Annotated in this window: 16 protein-coding genes and 7 tRNA genes; 4 read left to right on the forward strand and 19 right to left on the reverse strand. The window is 56.0% G+C overall.

Going from position 1 to position 20,641, the window contains the following annotated elements:
* Positions 1 to 395: 395 nt before the first annotated feature.
* From lnt to miaB, 5 genes are all read right to left on the reverse strand, one after another.
* Entirely contained in the window at positions 396 to 1,919 is a 1,524-nt protein-coding gene (gene lnt / locus ACNY69_RS01385) for an apolipoprotein N-acyltransferase (RefSeq protein WP_293773637.1), read from the reverse strand.
* A gap of 4 nt (positions 1,920 to 1,923) precedes the next feature.
* Positions 1,924 to 2,805 carry a CNNM family magnesium/cobalt transport protein CorC gene (gene corC / locus ACNY69_RS01390; protein WP_111142186.1) on the reverse strand — a complete coding sequence of 294 codons (882 nt, stop codon included), beginning with the start codon at positions 2,803 to 2,805 and terminating at the stop codon, positions 1,924 to 1,926.
* 83 nt (positions 2,806 to 2,888) lie between these two features.
* Positions 2,889 to 3,362, reverse strand: a complete 474-nt coding sequence (gene ybeY / locus ACNY69_RS01395; RefSeq protein WP_111142185.1) for an rRNA maturation RNase YbeY — start codon at positions 3,360 to 3,362, stop codon at positions 2,889 to 2,891.
* Positions 3,359 to 4,420 carry a PhoH family protein gene (locus tag ACNY69_RS01400; RefSeq protein ID WP_111142184.1) on the reverse strand — a complete coding sequence of 354 codons (1,062 nt, stop codon included), beginning with the start codon at positions 4,418 to 4,420 and terminating at the stop codon, positions 3,359 to 3,361. Before ACNY69_RS01400 ends, ybeY begins: the two co-directional genes overlap by 4 nt.
* Before the next feature lie 209 nt (positions 4,421 to 4,629).
* Positions 4,630 to 6,054: a tRNA (N6-isopentenyl adenosine(37)-C2)-methylthiotransferase MiaB gene (gene miaB / locus ACNY69_RS01405; RefSeq protein ID WP_128085766.1), complete on the reverse strand. Its 1,425-nt coding sequence runs from the start codon at positions 6,052 to 6,054 to the stop codon at positions 4,630 to 4,632.
* A 172-nt stretch (positions 6,055 to 6,226) separates the two neighbouring features.
* Between miaB and ubiF the strand changes: the two genes are divergently transcribed.
* Positions 6,227 to 7,399: a 3-demethoxyubiquinol 3-hydroxylase gene (gene ubiF / locus ACNY69_RS01410; RefSeq protein WP_418797178.1), complete on the forward strand. Its 1,173-nt coding sequence runs from the start codon at positions 6,227 to 6,229 to the stop codon at positions 7,397 to 7,399.
* A gap of 102 nt (positions 7,400 to 7,501) precedes the next feature.
* Here ubiF and ACNY69_RS01415 read toward each other — a convergent pair.
* From ACNY69_RS01415 to nagB, 12 genes are all read right to left on the reverse strand, one after another.
* Positions 7,502 to 7,576: transfer RNA gene (locus tag ACNY69_RS01415), tRNA-Gln, on the reverse strand.
* A gap of 27 nt (positions 7,577 to 7,603) precedes the next feature.
* Positions 7,604 to 7,678 (reverse strand) — tRNA-Gln (locus tag ACNY69_RS01420).
* 6 nt (positions 7,679 to 7,684) lie between these two features.
* Positions 7,685 to 7,761 (reverse strand) — tRNA-Met (locus tag ACNY69_RS01425).
* A 22-nt stretch (positions 7,762 to 7,783) separates the two neighbouring features.
* Positions 7,784 to 7,858: transfer RNA gene (locus ACNY69_RS01430), tRNA-Gln, on the reverse strand.
* Positions 7,859 to 7,892: 34 nt separating this feature from the next.
* Positions 7,893 to 7,967: transfer RNA gene (locus tag ACNY69_RS01435), tRNA-Gln, on the reverse strand.
* Positions 7,968 to 7,989: 22 nt separating this feature from the next.
* Positions 7,990 to 8,074: transfer RNA gene (locus ACNY69_RS01440), tRNA-Leu, on the reverse strand.
* A gap of 10 nt (positions 8,075 to 8,084) precedes the next feature.
* Positions 8,085 to 8,161 (reverse strand) — tRNA-Met (locus ACNY69_RS01445).
* A 219-nt stretch (positions 8,162 to 8,380) separates the two neighbouring features.
* A complete protein-coding gene (gene asnB, locus ACNY69_RS01450; protein WP_293773651.1) occupies positions 8,381 to 10,048 on the reverse strand; it encodes an asparagine synthase B in 1,668 nt (555 codons plus the stop codon).
* Between the two features lie 308 nt (positions 10,049 to 10,356).
* Positions 10,357 to 11,109: an HAD-IIA family hydrolase gene (locus ACNY69_RS01455; RefSeq protein ID WP_111141045.1), complete on the reverse strand. Its 753-nt coding sequence runs from the start codon at positions 11,107 to 11,109 to the stop codon at positions 10,357 to 10,359.
* A 39-nt stretch (positions 11,110 to 11,148) separates the two neighbouring features.
* Entirely contained in the window at positions 11,149 to 12,369 is a 1,221-nt protein-coding gene (nagC, locus tag ACNY69_RS01460; protein WP_111141043.1) for a DNA-binding transcriptional regulator NagC, read from the reverse strand.
* A 7-nt stretch (positions 12,370 to 12,376) separates the two neighbouring features.
* Positions 12,377 to 13,525, reverse strand: coding sequence for an N-acetylglucosamine-6-phosphate deacetylase (nagA, locus tag ACNY69_RS01465; RefSeq protein ID WP_367396161.1), 1,149 nt, complete (start codon positions 13,523 to 13,525; stop codon positions 12,377 to 12,379).
* A gap of 57 nt (positions 13,526 to 13,582) precedes the next feature.
* Positions 13,583 to 14,383, reverse strand: a complete 801-nt coding sequence (nagB, locus tag ACNY69_RS01470) for a glucosamine-6-phosphate deaminase (protein ID WP_418797180.1) — start codon at positions 14,381 to 14,383, stop codon at positions 13,583 to 13,585.
* 326 nt (positions 14,384 to 14,709) lie between these two features.
* Between nagB and nagE the strand changes: the two genes are divergently transcribed.
* The 3 genes from nagE to ACNY69_RS01485 all read left to right on the forward strand — a co-directional run bounded on the left by nagE (position 14,710) and on the right by ACNY69_RS01485 (position 19,188).
* Positions 14,710 to 16,737, forward strand: coding sequence for an N-acetylglucosamine-specific PTS transporter subunit IIBC (gene nagE, locus ACNY69_RS01475; RefSeq protein ID WP_418797181.1), 2,028 nt, complete (start codon positions 14,710 to 14,712; stop codon positions 16,735 to 16,737).
* Positions 16,738 to 16,889: 152 nt separating this feature from the next.
* Positions 16,890 to 18,557, forward strand: a complete 1,668-nt coding sequence (glnS, locus tag ACNY69_RS01480; RefSeq protein ID WP_111141035.1) for a glutamine--tRNA ligase — start codon at positions 16,890 to 16,892, stop codon at positions 18,555 to 18,557.
* A gap of 235 nt (positions 18,558 to 18,792) precedes the next feature.
* Positions 18,793 to 19,188, forward strand: a complete 396-nt coding sequence (locus ACNY69_RS01485) for a hypothetical protein (RefSeq protein WP_111141033.1) — start codon at positions 18,793 to 18,795, stop codon at positions 19,186 to 19,188.
* A gap of 69 nt (positions 19,189 to 19,257) precedes the next feature.
* Here ACNY69_RS01485 and fur read toward each other — a convergent pair whose 3' ends face one another.
* Both fur and fldA read right to left on the reverse strand, forming a co-directional pair.
* A complete protein-coding gene (gene fur, locus ACNY69_RS01490) occupies positions 19,258 to 19,701 on the reverse strand; it encodes a ferric iron uptake transcriptional regulator (RefSeq protein ID WP_111141031.1) in 444 nt (147 codons plus the stop codon).
* Between the two features lie 346 nt (positions 19,702 to 20,047).
* Positions 20,048 to 20,578, reverse strand: coding sequence for a flavodoxin FldA (gene fldA, locus ACNY69_RS01495; RefSeq protein WP_111141029.1), 531 nt, complete (start codon positions 20,576 to 20,578; stop codon positions 20,048 to 20,050).
* Positions 20,579 to 20,641 lie beyond the last annotated feature (63 nt).

Consider the following 20,641-nt stretch of genomic DNA (forward strand, 5'->3'; position numbering starts at 1 on the left):
TTTTTGCGAGGTGATACGCACCAAAAAAAGGCAGTTTTTTCATTCTGCGCGTTTAGGGTGCAGCAGAAGTGACTGTTTTGGTGCAACCGGCCAGGCGACAGCGCCTGCAATCCGCCCGTTAGCGAAAAACAGTGAAATATTTAGCAATCATCGTGCCAGAAAGCGGTGCAGCCGGTGAAAGGCAGCAGCGTCTGCGGCCGGAGGAGAAGGAAATATCGGGAAATCAGTAAAAGTGGCGGGTCGGTAAGCGCGGCACGCATCGGGCAGTAACAGGGCTGTCAGGCGTGCGGGCAGAAGAGAAGCCATTCCGCGCCACAGCAGGCGCGGAATGCAAAAAGCAGTGTCTGAGTGTAAAGCGCCGGCTGCATCGCACAGCCGACCCCGCGGATGAGCGGTTAGCGCCGCCGGCGCAGCAGGGCAACCAGCGCCGCCAGCAGCGTCAGTGACCACACCGGCCAAAGGCCCGCGCGCGCATAAGGGGTAATCCCCTCGGTTGGCGTAACTTTACTGGTCAGCACGTCGCGGGTGAACTGGGGCAGCATCGCCTCGGTATCGCCCTGAGCATTCACCACCGCCGTCACGCCATTGTTGGTGCTGCGCAACAGCGGACGACCCAGTTCCAGCGCCCGCATTCTCGCCATCTGGTAGTGCTGCCAGGGGCCGATCGAGTGGCCAAACCAGGCATCGTTTGAGACGGTCAGCAGGAAACTGGTGTCGGGCCGGAAGTTGGCCCGAACCTGCTCACCCAGCACGATCTCATAACAGATGGCGCTGGTCAGGTTATAACCCGCGACGCGAAGCTGCGGCTGGAGGTAATTACCCCGGCTGAAGGCTGACATCGGCAGATCAAAGAACGGGGCCAGCGGCCGCAGCAGGTCGGCCAGCGGCACAAATTCGCCAAACGGCACCAGATGGTTCTTCTGGTAACGGTTATCGCTGAAGTAGTTGTAAGGCATCTTGCCGCCCAGCACGATAACGGTGTTGTAATCGTGATAGCGGTTCTGCTCCAGCCGGGAATCAACGATACCCGTGACCAGCGAACTGCCGCCCGCGCGCAGTTCATCATCCAGCGAACGCAGGAACGGCTGCTGATTGCTCTCCAGATCGGTAATCGCCGATTCCGGCCAGATGATCATCGGCGCTTTGCCGATCAGCGGCTGGCTCAGACCGGTGTAGATCCGCAGGGTATTGAGCAGCTGCTGCGGGTCCCACTTCATCGACTGCGGGATATTACCCTGGACCAGCGCCACCTCGACGGCACGGCCGGGGATCGGCTGAACCCACTGGATGTAGCGTAATGGCCACGGCAGCGCCAGCAGCAGCAGGGCGGCGACCAGACTTCTGACGTTGCGCTGCTGCAGGGCATACGCCAGCAGGCCCGCAACCACCATCAGCAGAAACGTCAGGGTCTCTACGCCCGCCAGCGGCGCAAGGCCTTTCAGCGGGCCATCGATCTGGCTGTAACCAAACTGCAGCCACGGAAAGCCGGTCAGCACCCAGCCGCGCAGAAACTCAGTGATCTGCCACAGCGCCGGTGCCGCCAGCGCCAGACGCCACAGCGTCGTGCGCGGCCACAGGCGGTTCAGGATGCCGGCAAACAGCGCCGGATAGACCGCCAGATAAGCCGCCAGCAGCGCCACGATAAAGACGTTAACCGGTCCGGGCATGCCGCCGAAAGTGGCGACACTGACGTAGACCCAGTTGATGCCGCTGCCGAACAGTCCCACGCCCCAGAAAAAGCCGATGGCGCTGGCCTGCGGGCTGGAGCGGTTCAGAGTCAGTAACTGTAAACCGCACAGCGAAAGCAGGGCGGCGGGCCAGAAATCGTAGGGGGAGAAGGCAAGGGTGCCTGCGGCACCCGTTAATACAGCCAGCAGCAGGCGAACCCGCTGACGCGGGTAGAGTGAGGCTAAAGCCATAGAGTTATTCGTCTTCCAGTTGAGGTTGTGGCGAATTTTCCGGAATAGTGACGTGAACCTGGATGATGCGGCGGCTGTCCGCCATCGCCACCTTGAACTGATAACCCTCGATCTCGATGCTTTCACCGCGGGCGGGCAGATGGCCGAAGCCCTGCATGACCAGACCACCAATGGTGTCGACCTCATCATCACTGAACTGCGTGCCGAACACCTCATTGAAATCTTCAATAGCGGTCAGGGCGCGCACCGTGAAAGTGTGGCGGTTGAGCTGACGGATATCACGATCTTCTTCATCGTCATACTCATCTTCGATCTCGCCGACGATCAGCTCCAGGATATCCTCAATCGTCACCAGACCGGAGACGCCGCCAAACTCATCAATCACGATCGCCATATGGTAGCGCTGTGAACGAAACTCTTTCAGCATCCGATCAACACGCTTACTTTCCGGCACCACGACGGCGGGACGCAGCACTTTTTCGATGCTGAAAGGCTCAGACTCGCTGCTCATAAATGGCAGCAGATCTTTCGCCATCAGAATGCCTTCCACATGATCTTTGTCTTCGCTGATCACCGGGAAGCGGGAGTGGGCGGAGTCGATGATGACATCCAGGCACTCTTCGAGGTTCTGATTGCGTTTCAGGGTGATCATCTGCGAGCGCGGGATCATGATGTCGCGCACACGCTGCTCCGCAATATCCAGCACCCCTTCAAGCATGTCGCGGGTGTCCTGGTCAATCAGCTCTTTGTGATTCGAGTCGCGGATCAGCTCCAGTAGCTCATCACGGTTTTTGGGTTCACCGTGAAAAAGCTGGTTGATTAACAGGGAAAAAAATCCCTTTTTACTACTGGGTGCATCGCTGTTTTGAGAATGGTCGTCGCTCATGGCGGTTTTTAAAGATCTCTCTGGTGAGGAAAGGGGGGCTGTCAGTCATCGTGACTCACAGCCGGATGGCCTGCGTTCAGCACTCAGGCGTCGTCTTTCTCCGAAATGTACGGATCAGGATAACCGAGAGCAAGCATTATCTCGGTCTCCAGTCCTTCCATCTCGTCGGCTTCATCGTCGTCGATATGGTCGTAACCCAGCAGATGCAGGGTGCCGTGCACCACCATATGCGCCCAGTGGGCTTCGACATGCTTGCCCTGTTCTGCGGCTTCCTGCTCAACCACCTGACGGCAGATGATCAGATCGCCCAGCAGGGGCAGTTCAATGCCGGGCGGTGCCTCAAACGGGAAAGAGAGCACGTTGGTCGGTTTATCTTTGCCACGGTAAGTCAGGTTCAGTTCATGACTCTCCGCTTCATCGACCAGACGCACGGTAACTTCGCTGTCGGGCTGAAATGGGGTGACCGCCGCGGTCAGCCAGCGGTGAAACTGGCTTTCATCTGGCAGGTCAGCGCTGTTTTCACAGGCGACCTGCAGGTCGAGAATGACCTCGCTCATTTGCTCTCCTGCGGGGCGCTCTGGGCAGCCAGCGCGTCGCGTTTACGTTCTTCTGCCTGCTGGTCACGGCGGGTCTGATCGGCCGCTTCCCAGGCTTCATAGGCGTTGACAATACGGGCAACCACCGGGTGACGCACCACGTCTTCGCTGTGGAAGAAGTTGAAGCTGATCTCTTCCACGTCCGCCAGCACCTCGATGGCGTGACGCAGTCCCGATTTAACGTGACGCGGCAGGTCAATCTGGGTGACGTCGCCGGTAATGACCGCTTTGGAGTTAAAGCCGATGCGCGTCAGGAACATCTTCATCTGCTCGATGGTGGTGTTCTGGCTCTCATCCAGGATGATAAACGCATCGTTCAGCGTGCGGCCACGCATGTAGGCCAGCGGCGCCACTTCGATGACGTTACGCTCCATCAGCTTTTCAACCCGCTCAAAGCCCAGCATCTCGAACAGGGCATCGTAGAGCGGACGCAGATAGGGATCGACCTTCTGACTCAGATCGCCTGGCAGGAAGCCGAGCTTTTCGCCCGCCTCTACCGCAGGGCGGGTCAGCAGGATACGACGGATCTCCTGGCGCTCCAGCGCATCCACAGCCGCCGCAACGGCCAGGTAGGTTTTACCGGTGCCCGCCGGGCCGACGCCGAAGGTGATATCGTGGTCGAGCACATTCGCGATGTACTGCGCCTGATTCGGCGTGCGGGGCTTGATTACGCCGCGCTTGGTCCTGATGTTGACCGCTTTGCCATACTCCGGCACGCTCTCGGCGGTCTGCTCCAGCACCCGGCTCTCTTTGATCGCCAGATGGATCTGGTCAGGCTCAATATCCGGAATTTCACCGCGCACAGGGGCGGTGTCGACATACAGGGTTTTCAGAATATCGGCTGCGGCATTGACGCTGAGCGCACGTCCCACCAGCTTAAAGACGTTGTCGCGACGATTGATCTCAATACCCAGACGACGTTCGAGCTGTTTCACATTATCGTCAAACGGTCCGCACAGGCTCATCAGACGACGGTTATCAGCCGGTTCAAGGGCGATTTCACGAGTTTCGATATTCAAACGAATCCTTTGGGTCCCTCAGGGCCAGTTATGGGATGTGTCTGACGCATCACAGGCGTTAACCGGATGCACCATAACGAAATTATTTATGCCGTAACGCCGGGGCGCAAGCTTAAGGAGAGATATTTGGGCAGCACGTCCGGAAACCAAGTGGCGCAGAGTGAAATTGGCGGCAACGCGATGCGCGCTGCCGCACAATAAAGCAGGTTTCACGGCTGGAAGAGGGCGACGCCGATGTCATTCTCTTTGCGGGTACGGGCAATCACCGAGGCCGGGCTCTGTGCCATGCGCAGTCCCATCTCCTCTTCGGTTCTGACCAGCCTGCCGCGCAGCGAGTTGGTGTAGACATCGACGATTTCCACATCCACGAAGCGGCCAATCATCTCAGGCGAGCCTTCGAAGTTGACCACGCGGTTATTTTCGGTGCGGCCGGAGACTTCCATGACGTTCTTGCGGGAGATGCCTTCCACCAGAATGCGCTGCACGGTGCCGAGCATACGGCGACTGATTGCCTGCGCCTGCTGGTTGATCCGCTCCTGCAGGATCCAGAGACGCTGCTTCTTCTCTTCTTCGCTGACATCATCCGGCAGATCAGCGGCGGGCGTGCCGGGACGGGCCGAGTAAACAAAGCTGAAGCTGACGTCGAAATTAATCTCGCCGATGAGCTTCATAGTCTGCTCGAAATCCTGCTGAGTCTCACCCGGGAAACCGATGATGAAGTCGGAGCTGATCTCGATGTCGGGACGCGCCGCGCGCAGCTTGCGGATAATCGCCTTGTACTCCAGCGCGGTGTGCGCACGCTTCATCAGGGTCAGAATGCGGTCTGAACCACTCTGCACCGGCAGATGCAGGAAGCTCACCAGCTCCGGGGTATCGCGATAAACATCGATAATGTCATCGGTGAACTCAATCGGATGGCTGGTGGTGAAACGGATACGGTCGATACCGTCGATGGCGGCGACCAGGCGCAGCAGCTCAGCGAAGGTGCAGATCTCACCGTCGAAGGTGGCGCCGCGATAGGCGTTAACGTTCTGACCCAGCAGGTTGACTTCACGGACGCCCTGCGCCGCCAGCTGCGCGATTTCCAGCAGAATGTCGTCGCTGGGACGGCTCACCTCTTCGCCACGGGTGTAGGGCACCACGCAGAACGTACAGTATTTGTTGCAGCCTTCCATGATCGAGACAAAGGCGGTCGGACCCTCTGCCCGTGGCTCCGGCAGACGGTCAAATTTTTCGATTTCCGGGAAGCTGATATCCACTACCGGACTCTTGCTGCCGCGGACGGTATTGATCATCTCCGGCAGGCGATGAAGTGTCTGCGGACCAAACACAATATCCACGCAGGGCGCGCGCTGGCGAATATGGTCGCCTTCCTGTGACGCGACGCAGCCACCCACGCCGATAATGACATCCGGGTTACGCTCTTTAAGCTTTCTCCAGCGTCCCAGCAGATGGAACACTTTCTCCTGCGCCTTCTCACGAATAGAGCAGGTATTGAGCAGCAGAATATCCGCCTCTTCAGGGACCTCGGTCAGCGTGTAGCCGTGCGTACTGTTCAGCAGATCAGACATCTTGGATGAATCATATTCATTCATCTGACATCCCCAGGTTTTGATATGCAGTTTTTTTGTCATCGCGCTAGCCATTGATTCAGTGCAGTGAAGTGCGGGGCGCACATTGTAATGCTTTGATGCTGTGGTGACCAGCCTGAGGGCTTTTCTGCCAGCCATCGGGTTTTCCGGTACACTTTGCCTTATTCAGACCCGTGTTGCGCTGGCAGTCGGGCTTACGAGAGGGACATTAGCAATGCAGGATAATCAGTTTGATGTAGTGATTGTCGGCGGTGGCATGGTCGGTGCCGCGCTGGCCTGTGGACTGACACAGCACCATTTTCGCGTGGCGGTAATCGAACGTGCCGAACCCGCGCCTTTCGATGCCGACAGCGATCCCGATCTGCGGATTTCGGCGATTGGGTCCGCGTCGGTGGGGCTACTGAAGCAGCTCAACGTCTGGTCACGGGTTGAGGCGATGCGCAGTGCGCCCTATCGTAAACTGGAAACCTGGGAGTGGCAGACGGCGCAGGTGAGCTTTGATGCGGCCTCGCTGGGGCTGCCGGAGCTGGGCTTTATGGTCGAGAACAGCGTGCTGCAGCGGGCGCTGTGGGAGGAGATGCAGTCGCTGGGCGTGACCTGCTACTGCCCGACCACGCTGGAGAACCTGCAGCCCGAAAATGGCGGCTGGCGGGTGGATCTCAGCGACAACGTGGTTCTGCATACCCGGCTGGTGGTGGGGGCCGATGGGGCGAACTCGCAGGTGCGTCAGATGGCCGGCATCGGTATTCACGGCTGGAGCTATGCGCAGTCCTGTTTACTGATCAGCGTCACCTGCGAACACCCGGCGGGCGACGCCACCTGGCAGCACTTCACGCCTCAGGGGCCGCGCGCCTTTTTGCCCCTGTATGGCAACCGGGCCTCGCTGGTCTGGTATGACGCGCCCGCCAGAGTCCGCCAGTTACAGGCGATGCCGCTGGCCCAGCTGGAAAAAGAGGTTGCCAGTCACTTCCCGGCGCGGCTGGGACGCTTCAAAGCGCACGCGGCCGGCGGCTTCCCGCTGGTGCGGCGTCATGCTTCGCAGTATGTTCTGCCGGGGCTGGCGCTGGTCGGTGATGCCGCCCATACCATCAACCCGCTGGCCGGGCAGGGCGTGAATCTGGGCTATCGCGATGTGGATGCTCTGATTGATGTGCTGGTCAGCGCGCGTGGAGCGGCGGAGGATTGGGCCTCCGAACGGGTACTGCAGCGTTATCATCGCCAGCGGCGTAAAGACAACATGCTGATGCAGGGGGGAATGGATCTCTTCTACTTCGCCTTCAGTAACCAGCTCGCACCGCTGCGGTTTGCGCGTAACCTCGGGCTGATCGCGGCAGAACACTCCGGCGTGCTGAAGCGGCAGGTATTGCGTTACGCGCTGGGATTGTAGTCGTGCTCTCAGGCTCGCCGCAGGGCGGGCCTGAATCAGGTATCAGGATAAGCAAAGCACAAAAACAACAAAGCCCGCAAAAGCGGGCTATGTTGTGCAATTTGGCTGGGGTGCAGGGATTCGAACCCCGGAATGCTGGTATCAGAAACCAGTGCCTTACCGCTTGGCGACACCCCAATAGGTGTTAATCAAATTGTCTTTGTATGGCTGGGGTGCAGGGATTCGAACCCCGGAATGCTGGTATCAGAAACCAGTGCCTTACCGCTTGGCGACACCCCAATTATATGGTGGCTACGACGGGAATCGAACCTGTGACCCCAGCATTATGAGTGCTGTGCTCTAACCAGCTGAGCTACGTAGCCAAATTGTACTGCATTTCAATGATGGCTGGGATACCTGGATTCGAACCAGGGAATGCCGGTATCAAAAACCGGTGCCTTACCGCTTGGCGATATCCCATTCGTCCGTTCTCAGCATCGAGAATCATCAAAATTGGCTGGGATACCTGGATTCGAACCAGGGAATGCCGGTATCAAAAACCGGTGCCTTACCGCTTGGCGATATCCCATCCACGCTGCCGAATAATGAAATGGTGCGGGAGGCGAGACTTGAACTCGCACACCTTGCGGCGCCAGAACCTAAATCTGGTGCGTCTACCAATTTCGCCACTCCCGCAAAAAAAAGATGGTGGCTACGACGGGAATCGAACCTGTGACCCCAGCATTATGAGTGCTGTGCTCTAACCAGCTGAGCTACGTAGCCATCTTTTTTTTCGCGTTACCTTCATCGGCGTTGCGGGGCGCATTATGCGGAGTTGACCTGACAGCGTCAACAATTTTTTTACCGATTTTTGCCAGATAATCGCTGTTTGACTGGCTTATAACCAGCCTGGGTGTTTATTCGGCAATTTTTCAGTGAATACAACGCCGATCGTCAAAAAAATGGGCCGCAGCGGGCCCATTCTGACGCTTTTCTGTTGCCTTATTTATAGGCGGATTGATGCACACCGACCGCACGGCCTGATGGGTCATCCATGTTTTTAAATGCTTCATCCCATTCAATCGCTTTGGCAGACGAGCAGGCCACGGATGGACCGCCTGGCACACACTCTGCTGCGCTGGCTAACGGGAACAGCTCTTCGAAGATCTCACGATAGAGATACGCTTCTTTTGAACCCGGCGTGTTGAACGGGAAGCGGAAATGGGCGGTTGCCAGCTGCTGGTCGCTGATTTGCTTCGCGGCCACCTCTTTCAGTGAGTCGATCCAGCTGTAGCCCACACCGTCCGAGAACTGCTCTTTCTGACGCCACGCCACGCTCTCTGGCAGGTAAGAGGAGAAACATTCACGCAGGATGTGCTTCTCCATTTTGCCGTTGCTGCCACACATCTTGTCGGCCGGGTTGATACGCATCGCCACATCCAGGAATTTTTTGTCCAGGAACGGCACTCGCGCTTCGACGCCCCAGGCGGACATCGCCTTGTTGGCACGGGCGCAGTCAAACATATGCAGCGCCTGCAGTTTGCGCACGTTTTCTTCGTGGAACTCTCTGGCGTTGGGGGCTTTATGGAAGTAGAGATAGCCACCAAACACTTCGTCTGCGCCTTCGCCCGACAGCACCATCTTGATGCCCATCGCCTTGATTTTACGCGACATCAGGTACATCGGCGTCGATGCCCGGATGGTGGTAACGTCATAGGTCTCGATGTGGTAGATCACATCGCGGATCGCATCCAGACCTTCCTGAACGGTGAAATGGATCTCATGGTGAACGGTGCCCAGATGCTCCGCTACGGATTTTGCCGCCTTCAGATCGGGTGAACCTTCCAGTCCGACCGCGAAGGAGTGCAGCTGAGGCCACCACGCATCACTTTTATCCTGATCTTCCACGCGCTTAGCGGCGAAACGCTTAGTCACGGCGGAGATGATAGAGGAGTCCAGACCGCCCGACAGCAGGACGCCGTAAGGCACATCGGACATCAGGTGGCTTTTCACTGACTCTTCCAGCGCATGTTTCAGACCGGCGGCGTCGGTGGTGTTGTGCTCAACGTTTTTGTATTCCATCCAGTCACGCTGCCAGTAACGACGGATTTCGCCATCGGTGCTGGAGAGATAGCTTCCCGGCGGGAACTCTTTGATTGAACGGCAGACCGGCACCAGCGCTTTCATTTCTGACGCGACATAGAGGTTGCCGTGCTCATCGTTGCCCATATAGAGCGGGATGATACCGATATGATCGCGACCGATCAGATAGGTCTGTTTCACGCTGTCATAGAGGATAAAGGCGAACATACCCTCCAGTTCGTCGAGGAAATCGACCCCCTTTTCCTGATAAAGCGCCAGGATCACTTCACAGTCAGAACCGGTCTGGAACGCGTAGCGATCGCTGAGTTCAGCGCGCAGCGCCTGATGGTTGTAGATCTCACCGTTGACCGCCAGTACGTGGGTGTGGTCGGCATTATAGAGCGGCTGTGCGCCGTTGTTAACGTCAACAATTGAGAGGCGTTCATGCGCCAGAATTGCATGGTCATCGGCGTAGACACCTGACCAGTCCGGGCCGCGATGACGCATTAAGCGTGAACATTCCAGCGCTTTCTTGCGCAGCTCAACAGGATCGCTTTTCAGATCCAGCACACCAAAGATTGAACACATAACTGACTCCTGATCTCACCTTACGGCGATGTTATCTTTTACTGTTTGTCCGGCAGCCTGACGCTGCGTGATACATAAGAAAATGCGCTATTTGGTGTGATCAATGCAAGAGGAATCGTGATTTACTGATAAAAATATTGCTCACATGGCAATAAAATTGAATAAACGATAATTAAAACGTTTTTTTATTGTTGGATCGGCAATGGATTGACTTTTTTGCGCAAAAAACAGGCGGCAAAGCCGGTGAGGAAAGGATAAAAAAGGGAGACGCATCACAGTACAGCCGGATGCGTCATAAGCAAACGCAATCAGAACAGGTCAATATCCGCCACGGAAGGGTAGATCCAGTCCGGTCGGAATGGCATGGCATCAATATCGCTGAGCGTTGAAACACCCGACAGCACCAGCACCGTCTCCAGACCCGCCTGGAATCCGGCCAGAATATCGGTGCGCAGATTGTCCCCGACGATCACCGTCTCTTCAGAGTGGGCCTGCATTTTGTTCAGGGCGGCGCGCATGATGTAGGGACTGGGCTTGCCGACCACAAACGGGCTGCGACCCGATATCTTCTCAATACCGGCACAGAGTGCGCCACAGGCGGGGATAAACCCGCGCGCGTGGGTGTCTGGATTGGTGGCGATAAAGCGCGCGCCGCTGGCCACAAAGAAAGCGGCTTTATGCATCATGTCCCAGTTGAACGAGCGCGTTTCGCCGACAATCACAAAATCGGGATTGACATCGGTAATGGTAAAACCGGCTTTATAGAGTTCATGAATCAGCGCGCCCTCACCAATCACATACGCCTTTTTGCCCTCCTGACGGCGCAGGAAGTCGGCAGTGGCCATGGCGGAGGTGTAGAAAACGGATTCCGGCACCTCGACGCCCGCCGAGGCAAAGCGGTTAGCTAAATCCTGCTCGGTTTGCGAGGGATAGTTCGTCAGCACCACCAGCGGCATCTCTTTGGCCAGAATACGCTGTAAAAACTCCTGTGCGCCGGGAACGGCCGTGTTGTCGTGCATCAGCACGCCATCAATATCACAAATTACGCTTTTAATGGTCATAGTCAGATCCGATGTGGCCCGCCATAGCAGCGGGATAGCTTAGTCTTCCAGAAGATGTTGCAGCAGAATGCCGTTAAGCATGGCACGTTTTGCCAGCGCAAACGCGCCAATCGCCGAGCGATGATCCAGGGTGGAGCGCACAACCGGCAGATTCTTACGGAACGCCGCCAGGGCCTGCGTATTGATGCAGCCCTCAATGGCGGGCAGCAGTACTTTCTCCGCCTCGGTGATCTCGCCCGCCAGCACCACTTTTTGCGGATTAAACAGGTTGATGGCGATCGCAATCGCTTTACCCAGATAGCGGCCAACGTGCTCAACCACTTCGCAGGCCAGCGCGTCACCCTGATTAGCCGCTTTGCAGATGTGGGCCATCTGACACGCCTCCAGCGTTAGCACGCTGGGGTAGCCCTGATTGAGCAGATGCCGTACCCGGTTCTCAATGGCACCATTGGCCGCAATCGTTTCAAGACAGCCAAAGTTGCCACAGTGACAGCGCTCGCCAAGCGGATCGACCTGAATATGACCGATTTCGCCCACGTTACCGTTGCTGCCGAGAAAAATATGACCATTGGCGATAATGCCTGCGCCGGTGCCGCGGTGTAAGCGCACCAGAATCGAATCCGCACAGTCGCGGCTTGCACCGAAGTAGTGCTCGGCCAGCGCCAGGCTGCGGATATCGTGACCGACAAAACTGGTGACGTTAAACCGCTTCTGCAGGCTGGCAACCAGCGGCCAGTGGCTGACAGAAATATGGGGCATATAGCGGATCACGCCATTCACCGGATCGACCAGCCCCGGCAGGATCACCGAAATTGCGATGAGTTCGCGGATTTTCCGCTGGTGCTGTTCAGTAAAGCTGGCGATGGCGTTGAACAGCGCATGTTCCAGCGTCTCCTGCGTGCGTTCCGGCAGCGCATAATCTTCCTGCGCCAGCGATTTGCCGCTGAGATCGAACAGGGTCAGGGTGGCGTCGTGGCGTCCGAGCCGGACGCCGATGGTGTGGAAGTTGCGGGTTTCAGTGATGATGGAGATGGCGCGGCGACCGCCGGTAGACGCCTGCTGGTCTACCTCTTTTATCAGGCCGCGCTCGATCAACTGGCGGGTAATTTTGGTGACGCTGGCGGGCGCGAGCTGGCTGAGTTCGGCAATCTGAATGCGCGATATCGGCCCCTGCTGGTCAATCAGCCGATAAACCGCTGCGCTATTAAGTTGCTTAACAAGATCGACATTTCCTATTTGTGACTGGCCGCCAGTGGTCATTCAGTGCTTACTCGCTCAGGACGTCGTCTCCGTTGACAAACGTCTTAATGATTTTAAAGTCGCGGGTAAACACAGTCAGGTTCGCGATTTTTCCTGCTTCGATCGAGCCTAACTGCCTTTCCACGCCCATCGCCCGTGCCGGGTAGAGTGTTGCCATGCGTAACGCTTCATCCAGTGCGATACCCACATGCTCAACGCTGTTCTGTACCGCTTCAATCATCGTCAGGGCAGAACCGCTCAATGTGCCATTTTCATCAACACAGAGCCCGTCACGATAGTAGATTGTTTTGCCTGCAAAAATAAACTCGCTGATGGCGGCGCCTGCCGGTGCGGTGGCATCGGTTACCAGCACCAGTTTGTCACCTTTAATCCGTTTTGCATTGCGCACGTTAGCGTAATGTACATGTAAACCATCTGCAATGATGCCGCAGTATACATCAGGCGCATCAAACAGCGCACCGATAAGGCCCGGTTCACGTCCGGCAAAGGCGGGCATCGCATTGTAGAGATGCGTGGCGAACCGGATCCCCGCAGAAAAACCCGCTTTCGCCTCTTCATAGGTCGCATTAGAGTGACCGGCTGAGACGATGATCCCGGCGTTGGTCAGCTGACGAATCACGTCGCTGCCGGCATTCTCGGGAGCCAGGGTTACTTTAGTAATGACGTCCGCATTGGCGCAGAGATACTCCACCATCTCTGTATCGGGCAGGCGAATCAGCGCCGGATCGTGGGTGCCTTTTTTCGCCTTGCTCAGCCAGGGACCTTCCAGATGCAGGCCCAGCGCCTGATGCTGATGTTTCTGCAGGTAGGCCCGCATGGTCTCAATCGCCCGCTTCATCAGGGCGTCACTGCTGGTGATGAGCGTGGGTAAAAAACTGGTGCAGCCCGACTTCTCATTCGCGCGCTGCATCGTTTCCAGCGTTTCCACGCTGAGCGCCTCAAGGCTGTCATTGAACTGCACGCCGCCGCAGCCGTTGAGCTGGAGGTCAATAAAGCCAGGCGCAATCAGCGCGCCCGCCATATCCCGCTGCTCAATGGTGGCCGGGATCGCCTCACGCGGGCAGACGCGCGCAATACGTCCGTCAGCAATCACGACCGCGTGATTATCCAGAACCTCGTAGCCGCTGTAGATTCGGCCGTTTACTAATGCGTACATCTCTCTTCTCCCGTCCAGGCCTGCTGTCACTCAGCGTAACAGCAGGTCACTGTTCTGTTACACGCCTTTCATATTTTCCGCTTCCATTTCGCGGAAATATTTCACGGTTTTCACTTTCAGTTCCATAGTGGCGGGTTCATCGCACACCACCACCGATTTTGCGTGCAGTTGCAGACAGCTGATGGTCCACATGTGGTTGACGTTGCCCTCGACCGCCGCCTGCAGGGCCTGCGCTTTCACATGGCCGGTCACCAGAATCATGACCTCTTCGGCATCCAGCAGGGTGCCGACGCCGACCGTCAGCGCATATTTAGGCACCTGATCAACGTCGCCGTTGAAGAAGCGAGAGTTCGCCACGCGGGTGTCATGGGTCAGCGTTTTAATGCGGGTACGGGAAGCCAGCGATGAAGCCGGTTCGTTAAAGGCGATATGGCCGTCATTACCGACACCGCCCATAAACAGGTGTATTTTACCCAGCGCGCGAATTTTCTCTTCGTACTGGCGACATTCTGCGTCAATATCGGGTGCATTACCATTCAGCAGATTGATATTTTCCGGTTGAATATCAACATGATCGAAGAAATTGCGATACATGAAGCTGTGATAGCTTTCAGGATGCTCTTTTGGCAGACCGACATACTCATCCATATTGAACGTGACAACATATTTAAAACTGACCTGGCCCGCTTTGTGCATAGCAATCAGGTGCTTGTACGCCTCCAGGGGCGTGCCGCCGGTCGGCAGCCCCAGGACAAACGGCCTGTCTGCCGTCGGGTTAAACGCGTTAATGCGGTTAACAATGTGTCGGGCCGCCCACTTGCCTACCTGAGTCGGGGTCGCTAAAGGAATCAGTCTCATGTTTCACCTCATTGAAAACAGAAAGGGGAGTGCTAAGCCGCTGCGTTATTCATCAGCCTGAACCTGGGGCTTATTCTCGCGGCGGCTCGCGCAGAATTCAATATTTCGAATCATAAAATAAGTTTGCGAACATAGCCAGATGTTGCCGTGTGATACGATGTTTTTTAGTGATAAAAATCACATTTACCAGGGTTTTAATTTGCGAGGCGAATTAATTTATCATTACACTTCGCTGCGTGATATGAAGTGTATTAACGATCTTTGCAGCTGACATAACAACATTAAGCGGCGCAAAGCGACAAGTCAGGTTCATAGGGGGAAGGGGTATGTTAGGTTACTTACAGAAGGTAGGGCGCGCACTGATGGTGCCGGTGGCAACCCTGCCAGCAGCAGCAATCCTGATGGGGGTCGGTTACTGGATTGACCCGGACAGCTGGGGGGCGGGCAATGCGCTGGCCGCACTGCTGATCAAGTCAGGTGCCGCTATTATCGAAAACATGTCAGTGCTGTTTGCGATTGGTGTCGCCTACGGTATGTCAAAGGATAAAGATGGTGCAGCCGCGCTGACCGGTTTTGTCGGCTTCCTGGTCGTTACCACGCTCTGCTCACCCGCCGCCGTGGCGATGATACAGAAGATGCCGGTCGATCAGGTGCCTGTGGCCTTTGGCAAGATTAACAACCAGTTTGTCGGTATCCTGGTCGGGATTCTGTCGGCTGAGGTGTATAACCGCTTCAGCCATGTCGAACTGCCCAAAGCACTCTCCTTCTTCAGCGGACGCCGGCTGGTGCCGATTCTGGTCTCGTTCCTGATGATTCTGGTCGCCTTTATCCTGATGTATATCTGGCCGGTGATCTTTAACGGTCTGGTCGGCTTCGGTGAACATATCCAGAAGCTTGGCTCTGTCGGCGCCGGTATCTACGCCTTCTTCAACCGTCTGCTGATCCCGGTGGGTCTGCATCACGCCCTGAACTCCGTGTTCTGGTTCGACGTCGCCGGTATCAACGACATTCCGAAATTCCTCGGCGGCGCGCAGTCACTGGCGGACGGCACGGCTACCGTAGGGATTACCGGTCGTTATCAGGCGGGCTTCTTCCCGATTATGATGTTCGGTCTGCCGGGTGCCGCGCTGGCGATCTACCACTGCGCACGTCCTGAGAACCGCGTCAAAGTGGGCAGTATCATGCTGGCTGCGGCATTTGCTGCCTTCTTTACCGGTATTACCGAACCGCTGGAGTTCTCCTTCATGTTCGTGGCACCGGTGCTCTATCTGATCCATGCGGTGCTGACCGGGCTCTCCGTCTTCATCGCCGCCAGCATGCACTGGATTGCCGGATTTGGTTTCAGCGCCGGGCTGGTGGATATGGTGCTGTCGACCCGTAACCCGCTGGCTACACACTGGTACATGCTGATCCCGCAGGGGCTGGTCTTCTTCGCCATTTACTATGTGGTCTTCCGCTTCACCATCAAAAAATTCAACCTGATGACGCCGGGCCGTGAGCTGGCTGTAGCGGGTGATGAAAGTGATGGTTATGACGTCAACGTGGACAAAACCGGAAACGATGAGACGGCGACTGAATCTCTGGCGCGTCGCTACATCGGTGCAGTAGGGGGCTCGACCAACCTGACCGGCATCGACGCCTGTATCACCCGTCTGCGCCTTAACGTGAATGACTCCGCCCAGGTAAATGAGGGTGTGGCGAAACGTCTCGGTGCCTCCGGCGTGATCCGCCTTAATAAACAGAGCGTGCAGATCATCGTCGGCACCCAGGCTGAAAGCATCGCATCCGCCATGAAAAAAGTGCTGACCAGGGGGCCGGTTGCGGCGACTGCGGCCGGCAGCGCGCCAGCAGAGCCGGACGTTAAGCCTCAGGCGGTACTGAACAGTGAGAAGCGGGTCATTGCGACCCTGCTGGCACCGGTCTCCGGTGAGGTCGTGGCGCTGGAGGCGGTGCCGGATGAAGCCTTTGCCAGCAAAGCCGTAGGCGACGGTCTGGCGATCAAACCCAGCGGCAAGCGGGTCGTGGCACCGATTGCGGGCACCGTAGTGAAAATCTTCAACACCAATCACGCCTTCTGTCTGGAGACGGACAACGGCGTGGAGATTGTAGTGCACATGGGGCTGGATACCGTTGCGCTCGACGGCAAAGGCTTTACGCGTCTGGTGGAAGAGGGGGCCAGCGTAGTCGCAGGTCAGCCTGTGCTGGAGATGGACCTTGATTTCCTTAATGCCAACGCGCGTTCAATGGTGAGTCCGGTCGTGGTCAGCAACAGCGATGATTTCGCCGGTCTGACGCTGCTGGCCCAGGGACAGGTCATCGCGGGCGAAACCCCGCTATACGAAGTGAAAGGCTAATCCCCGCAACAGAACCCCACAGGCAGGAAGCGATTCCTGCCTTTTTTGTTTTAAAGGCTTAACAAACGGTTGTTTCCCTCAGACGCTTTGTGGATCATACTCCGTTACTTCGTGGTACAAATCACCCGTTATTCGTATTGAGGATTTTTGAGATGAGTGAGGCTGAAGCCCGCCCAACTAACTTTATTCGTCAGATCATCGACGAAGATTTGGCGAGCGGTAAGCACAGCAGCGTGCATACCCGTTTTCCGCCAGAGCCCAATGGCTATCTGCATATTGGTCATGCGAAATCGATCTGTCTGAATTTTGGCATCGCCCAGGATTATCAGGGTCAATGCAACCTGCGTTTCGACGATACCAATCCGGTTAAAGAGGATATCGAGTTCGTTGAATCTATCAAGCGTGACGTCCAGTGGCTGGGTTTTGAGTGGAGCGGTGAAGTCCGTTACTCATCAGACTATTTTGATCAGCTCTATCACTACGCCGTTGAGCTGATTTCCAAAGGGCTGGCCTACGTCGATGAACTGAGTCCGGATCAGATCCGTGAATATCGCGGTACCCTGAAAGAGCCGGGTAAAAACAGCCCCTATCGCGATCGCAGCGTGGAAGAGAACCTGGCGCTGTTTGAGAAGATGCGCAACGGTGAGTTCGCCGAAGGCACCGCCTGCCTGCGCGCTAAAATCGATATGGCCTCGAACTTCATCGTAATGCGCGATCCGGTGATCTACCGTATCAAGTTCGCGGAACATCATCAGACGGGCAACAAGTGGTGCATCTACCCGATGTATGACTTTACCCACTGCATCTCCGATGCGCTGGAAGGCATTACGCACTCGCTCTGTACGCTGGAGTTCCAGGACAACCGCCGTCTCTACGACTGGGTACTGGATAACATCACCATTCCGGTGCATCCGCGTCAGTATGAGTTCTCGCGCCTGAACCTGGAGTATGCGGTGATGTCGAAACGCAAACTCACCCAGCTGGTGACAGAAAAGCATGTCGAAGGCTGGGATGACCCGCGTATGCTGACCGTGTCGGGCCTGCGTCGTCGTGGTTATACCGCCGCCTCTATCCGTGAGTTCTGCCGTCGCATTGGCGTCACTAAGCAGGACAACATCGTGGAGATGGCGTCGCTGGAATCGTGCATCCGTGACGATCTCAACGAGAATGCGCCACGCGCCATGGCCGTGCTGGATCCGCTTAAAATCGTCATTGAGAATCTGCCGGCGGGTCATAACGAAATTATCACCATGCCGAATCATCCGGGTAAGCCGGAGATGGGCACGCGTGACGTGCCGTTCAGCCGCGAAATCTGGATCGATCGGGCTGATTTCCGCGAAGAGGCGAACAAGCAGTATAAACGCCTGGTGCTGGGCAAAGAGGTGCGCCTGCGCAACGCCTATGTGATTCGTGCCGAGCGCGTCGCCAAAGATGAAGCGGGTAACATCACCTGCATCTACTGCACCAGCGACGTCGATACGCTGAGCAAAGATCCGGCCGATGGCCGTAAGGTCAAAGGGGTGATTCACTGGGTTTCTGCCGACCATGCGCAGCCTGCTGAGTTCCGCCTGTATGACCGTCTGTTCAGTGTGCCAAACCCGGGCGCGGCCGAGGACTTCCTGGCGGTCATCAATCCTGAATCGCTGAGCATCAAAAATGGCTTTGTCGAGCCGGGCCTGCGCGATGCGCAACCGGGCGAGCCGTTCCAGTTCGAACGCGAAGGCTATTTCTGCGCCGACAGTGTTTACTCGAAGCCGTCGCAGCTGGTGTTTAACCGCACCGTGGGCCTGCGCGATACCTGGGCAAAAACCGGCGAGTAAAACATTTTCGGGCTGACCCCATAAAATGGCAAAAGGGCGATTTATCGCCCTTTTTTATGGCCCCGATTTTCATCATCACCGACGTTTATTCTGCACTAACTGCAACTCCCCCTGCGCCCCCTGTGAGAGTAATCTGAGTTTAAAAAAATTAATCAATTTCAGAGTGTGAATTAGCCGCTTTCAGGTAGGCTATGCGCTCTCAACGGTCGCAAAGCGGGTTACAGAAGGAAAAAAAATGAACGCTCTCGCCCAGGAAGCCAAACACAGTGTCGTCGTTTTACATCAGCTCATTGAACGTATTTTTAATCAGGCAGCAGGCTCTGATGACAGTTTTGAGTTGCTGATGTCCTATTTCCATCCCGAATTTCGCATGGTGACGCCGAAGGGTAAAGAGTACAACCTCAATGACGTTGAGGATCTTTTCCGGCAGTTGCAGGGGCAGCGGGAGGGGATGCGCATCGCCACCTGTGAACATGTGATCCTGTCGCACCATGAAAAAGAGATCACGGTGCAGTATCGCGAAATGCAGATGATGAATGGCAATAATCAGAGCCGCATCTCCCTGGCGATTCTGGATTGCAGCAGTACTATCCCGCGCTGGCGTTATCTGCAGGAGACGCTGGTCGCCTGACCCGGCGGCAGTACGGACGAAAAAAAACCGGTGCATTCACCGGTTTTTTTGTATCCAGCCGCGCCAGAATTACTGGTCGTGCAGCGTTTCGTTTTCCCGGCAGTCGCCCACCGTGCAGTGGCCATAAAGATAGAGACTGTGGTTGGTCAGCTTGATGCCATGACGGGTCGCGATTTCGCGCTGACGCGTTTCGATCGACTCATCGCTGAACTCAATAACCTTGCCGCAATCCAGGCAGATCAGGTGATCGTGGTGATGCTGCTGAGTCAGTTCGAAGACAGATTTGCCGCCTTCAAAGTTATGGCGTGTGACAATGCCCGCGTCATCGAACTGATTCAGAACACGGTAAACGGTAGCCAGGCCAATCTCTTCGCCAATGTCGATCAGGCGTTTGTACAAATCTTCCGCACTGACGTGATGGCACTCAGGTTCCTGAAGCACTTCCAGAATTTTCAGTCTGGGCAGCGTCACTTTCAGGCCAGCCTTCTTTAATGCGGTGTTGTTGTCAGTCATGCGGATTTTGTCCTGTTACTAATATCACTTTTGTGGCTTGTCGCCTTGAATGTCGATCTGCGCTTATTCTCATTTGCGTCTCATTATAGAGCTGAAGCGATGAAATGAAAACCAGAGGGCGTGCCTGAATCATCATGGGCGAGAGGGGATACGTCACCGGGCCGGGGAGGATTCTGGCAGAGTCTGTTTGACCATCACTTCGTCTTACCGCCTGAGAAAATACGCGGAAGATCGATGCGGGTATTCTACAGATTAAACGGAGAAAGTTAAAAAAATGTGGCTATTATTTCTATAGGAATTTCCATTGCCTCAATGTGAGCTGGCGCTCACATTGAGGCATGCAGGATCAGGCTTCCAGAATCTCTTTCAGCTGCAGCTCATCGAAAATCTGCTTAACCCACTGCTCAACACGCTGGCTGGTCAGTTCAGGCTGGCGGTCTTCGTCGATCGCCAGGCCCAAAAAGTGCTTGTCATCTGCCAGACCTTTTGAGGCTTCAAAATGGTAGCCTTCGGTCGGCCAGTGGCCGACGATGACCGCACCGTGGGGTTCGATGATGTCGCGGATGGTGCCCATCGCGTCACAGAAGTACTCTGCGTAATCTTCCTGGTCGCCGCAGCCGAACAGCGCCACCAGTTTGCCGTTGAAGTCGATCTCTTCCAGCGTCGGGAAGAAGTCATCCCAGTCGCACTGCGCTTCACCGTAATACCAGGTCGGAATACCCAGCAGCAGGATATCAAACGCTTCCAGATCTTCTTTTGTGCTTTTTGCGATGTCATGCACTTCTGCAACGTCTTTACCCAGCTGCTTCTGGATCATTTTTGCAATGTTTTCGGTATTGCCGGTATCGCTGCCAAAGAAGATGCCTACGAGTGCCATGAGTAAAATAACCTCTTAAATCCTGATAATAAGATGTGTGCCGCAGCACAATTCAGCGAATAA

It is taken from the genome of Pantoea graminicola (assembly GCF_048452665.1).
Taxonomy (GTDB): domain Bacteria; phylum Pseudomonadota; class Gammaproteobacteria; order Enterobacterales; family Enterobacteriaceae; genus Pantoea.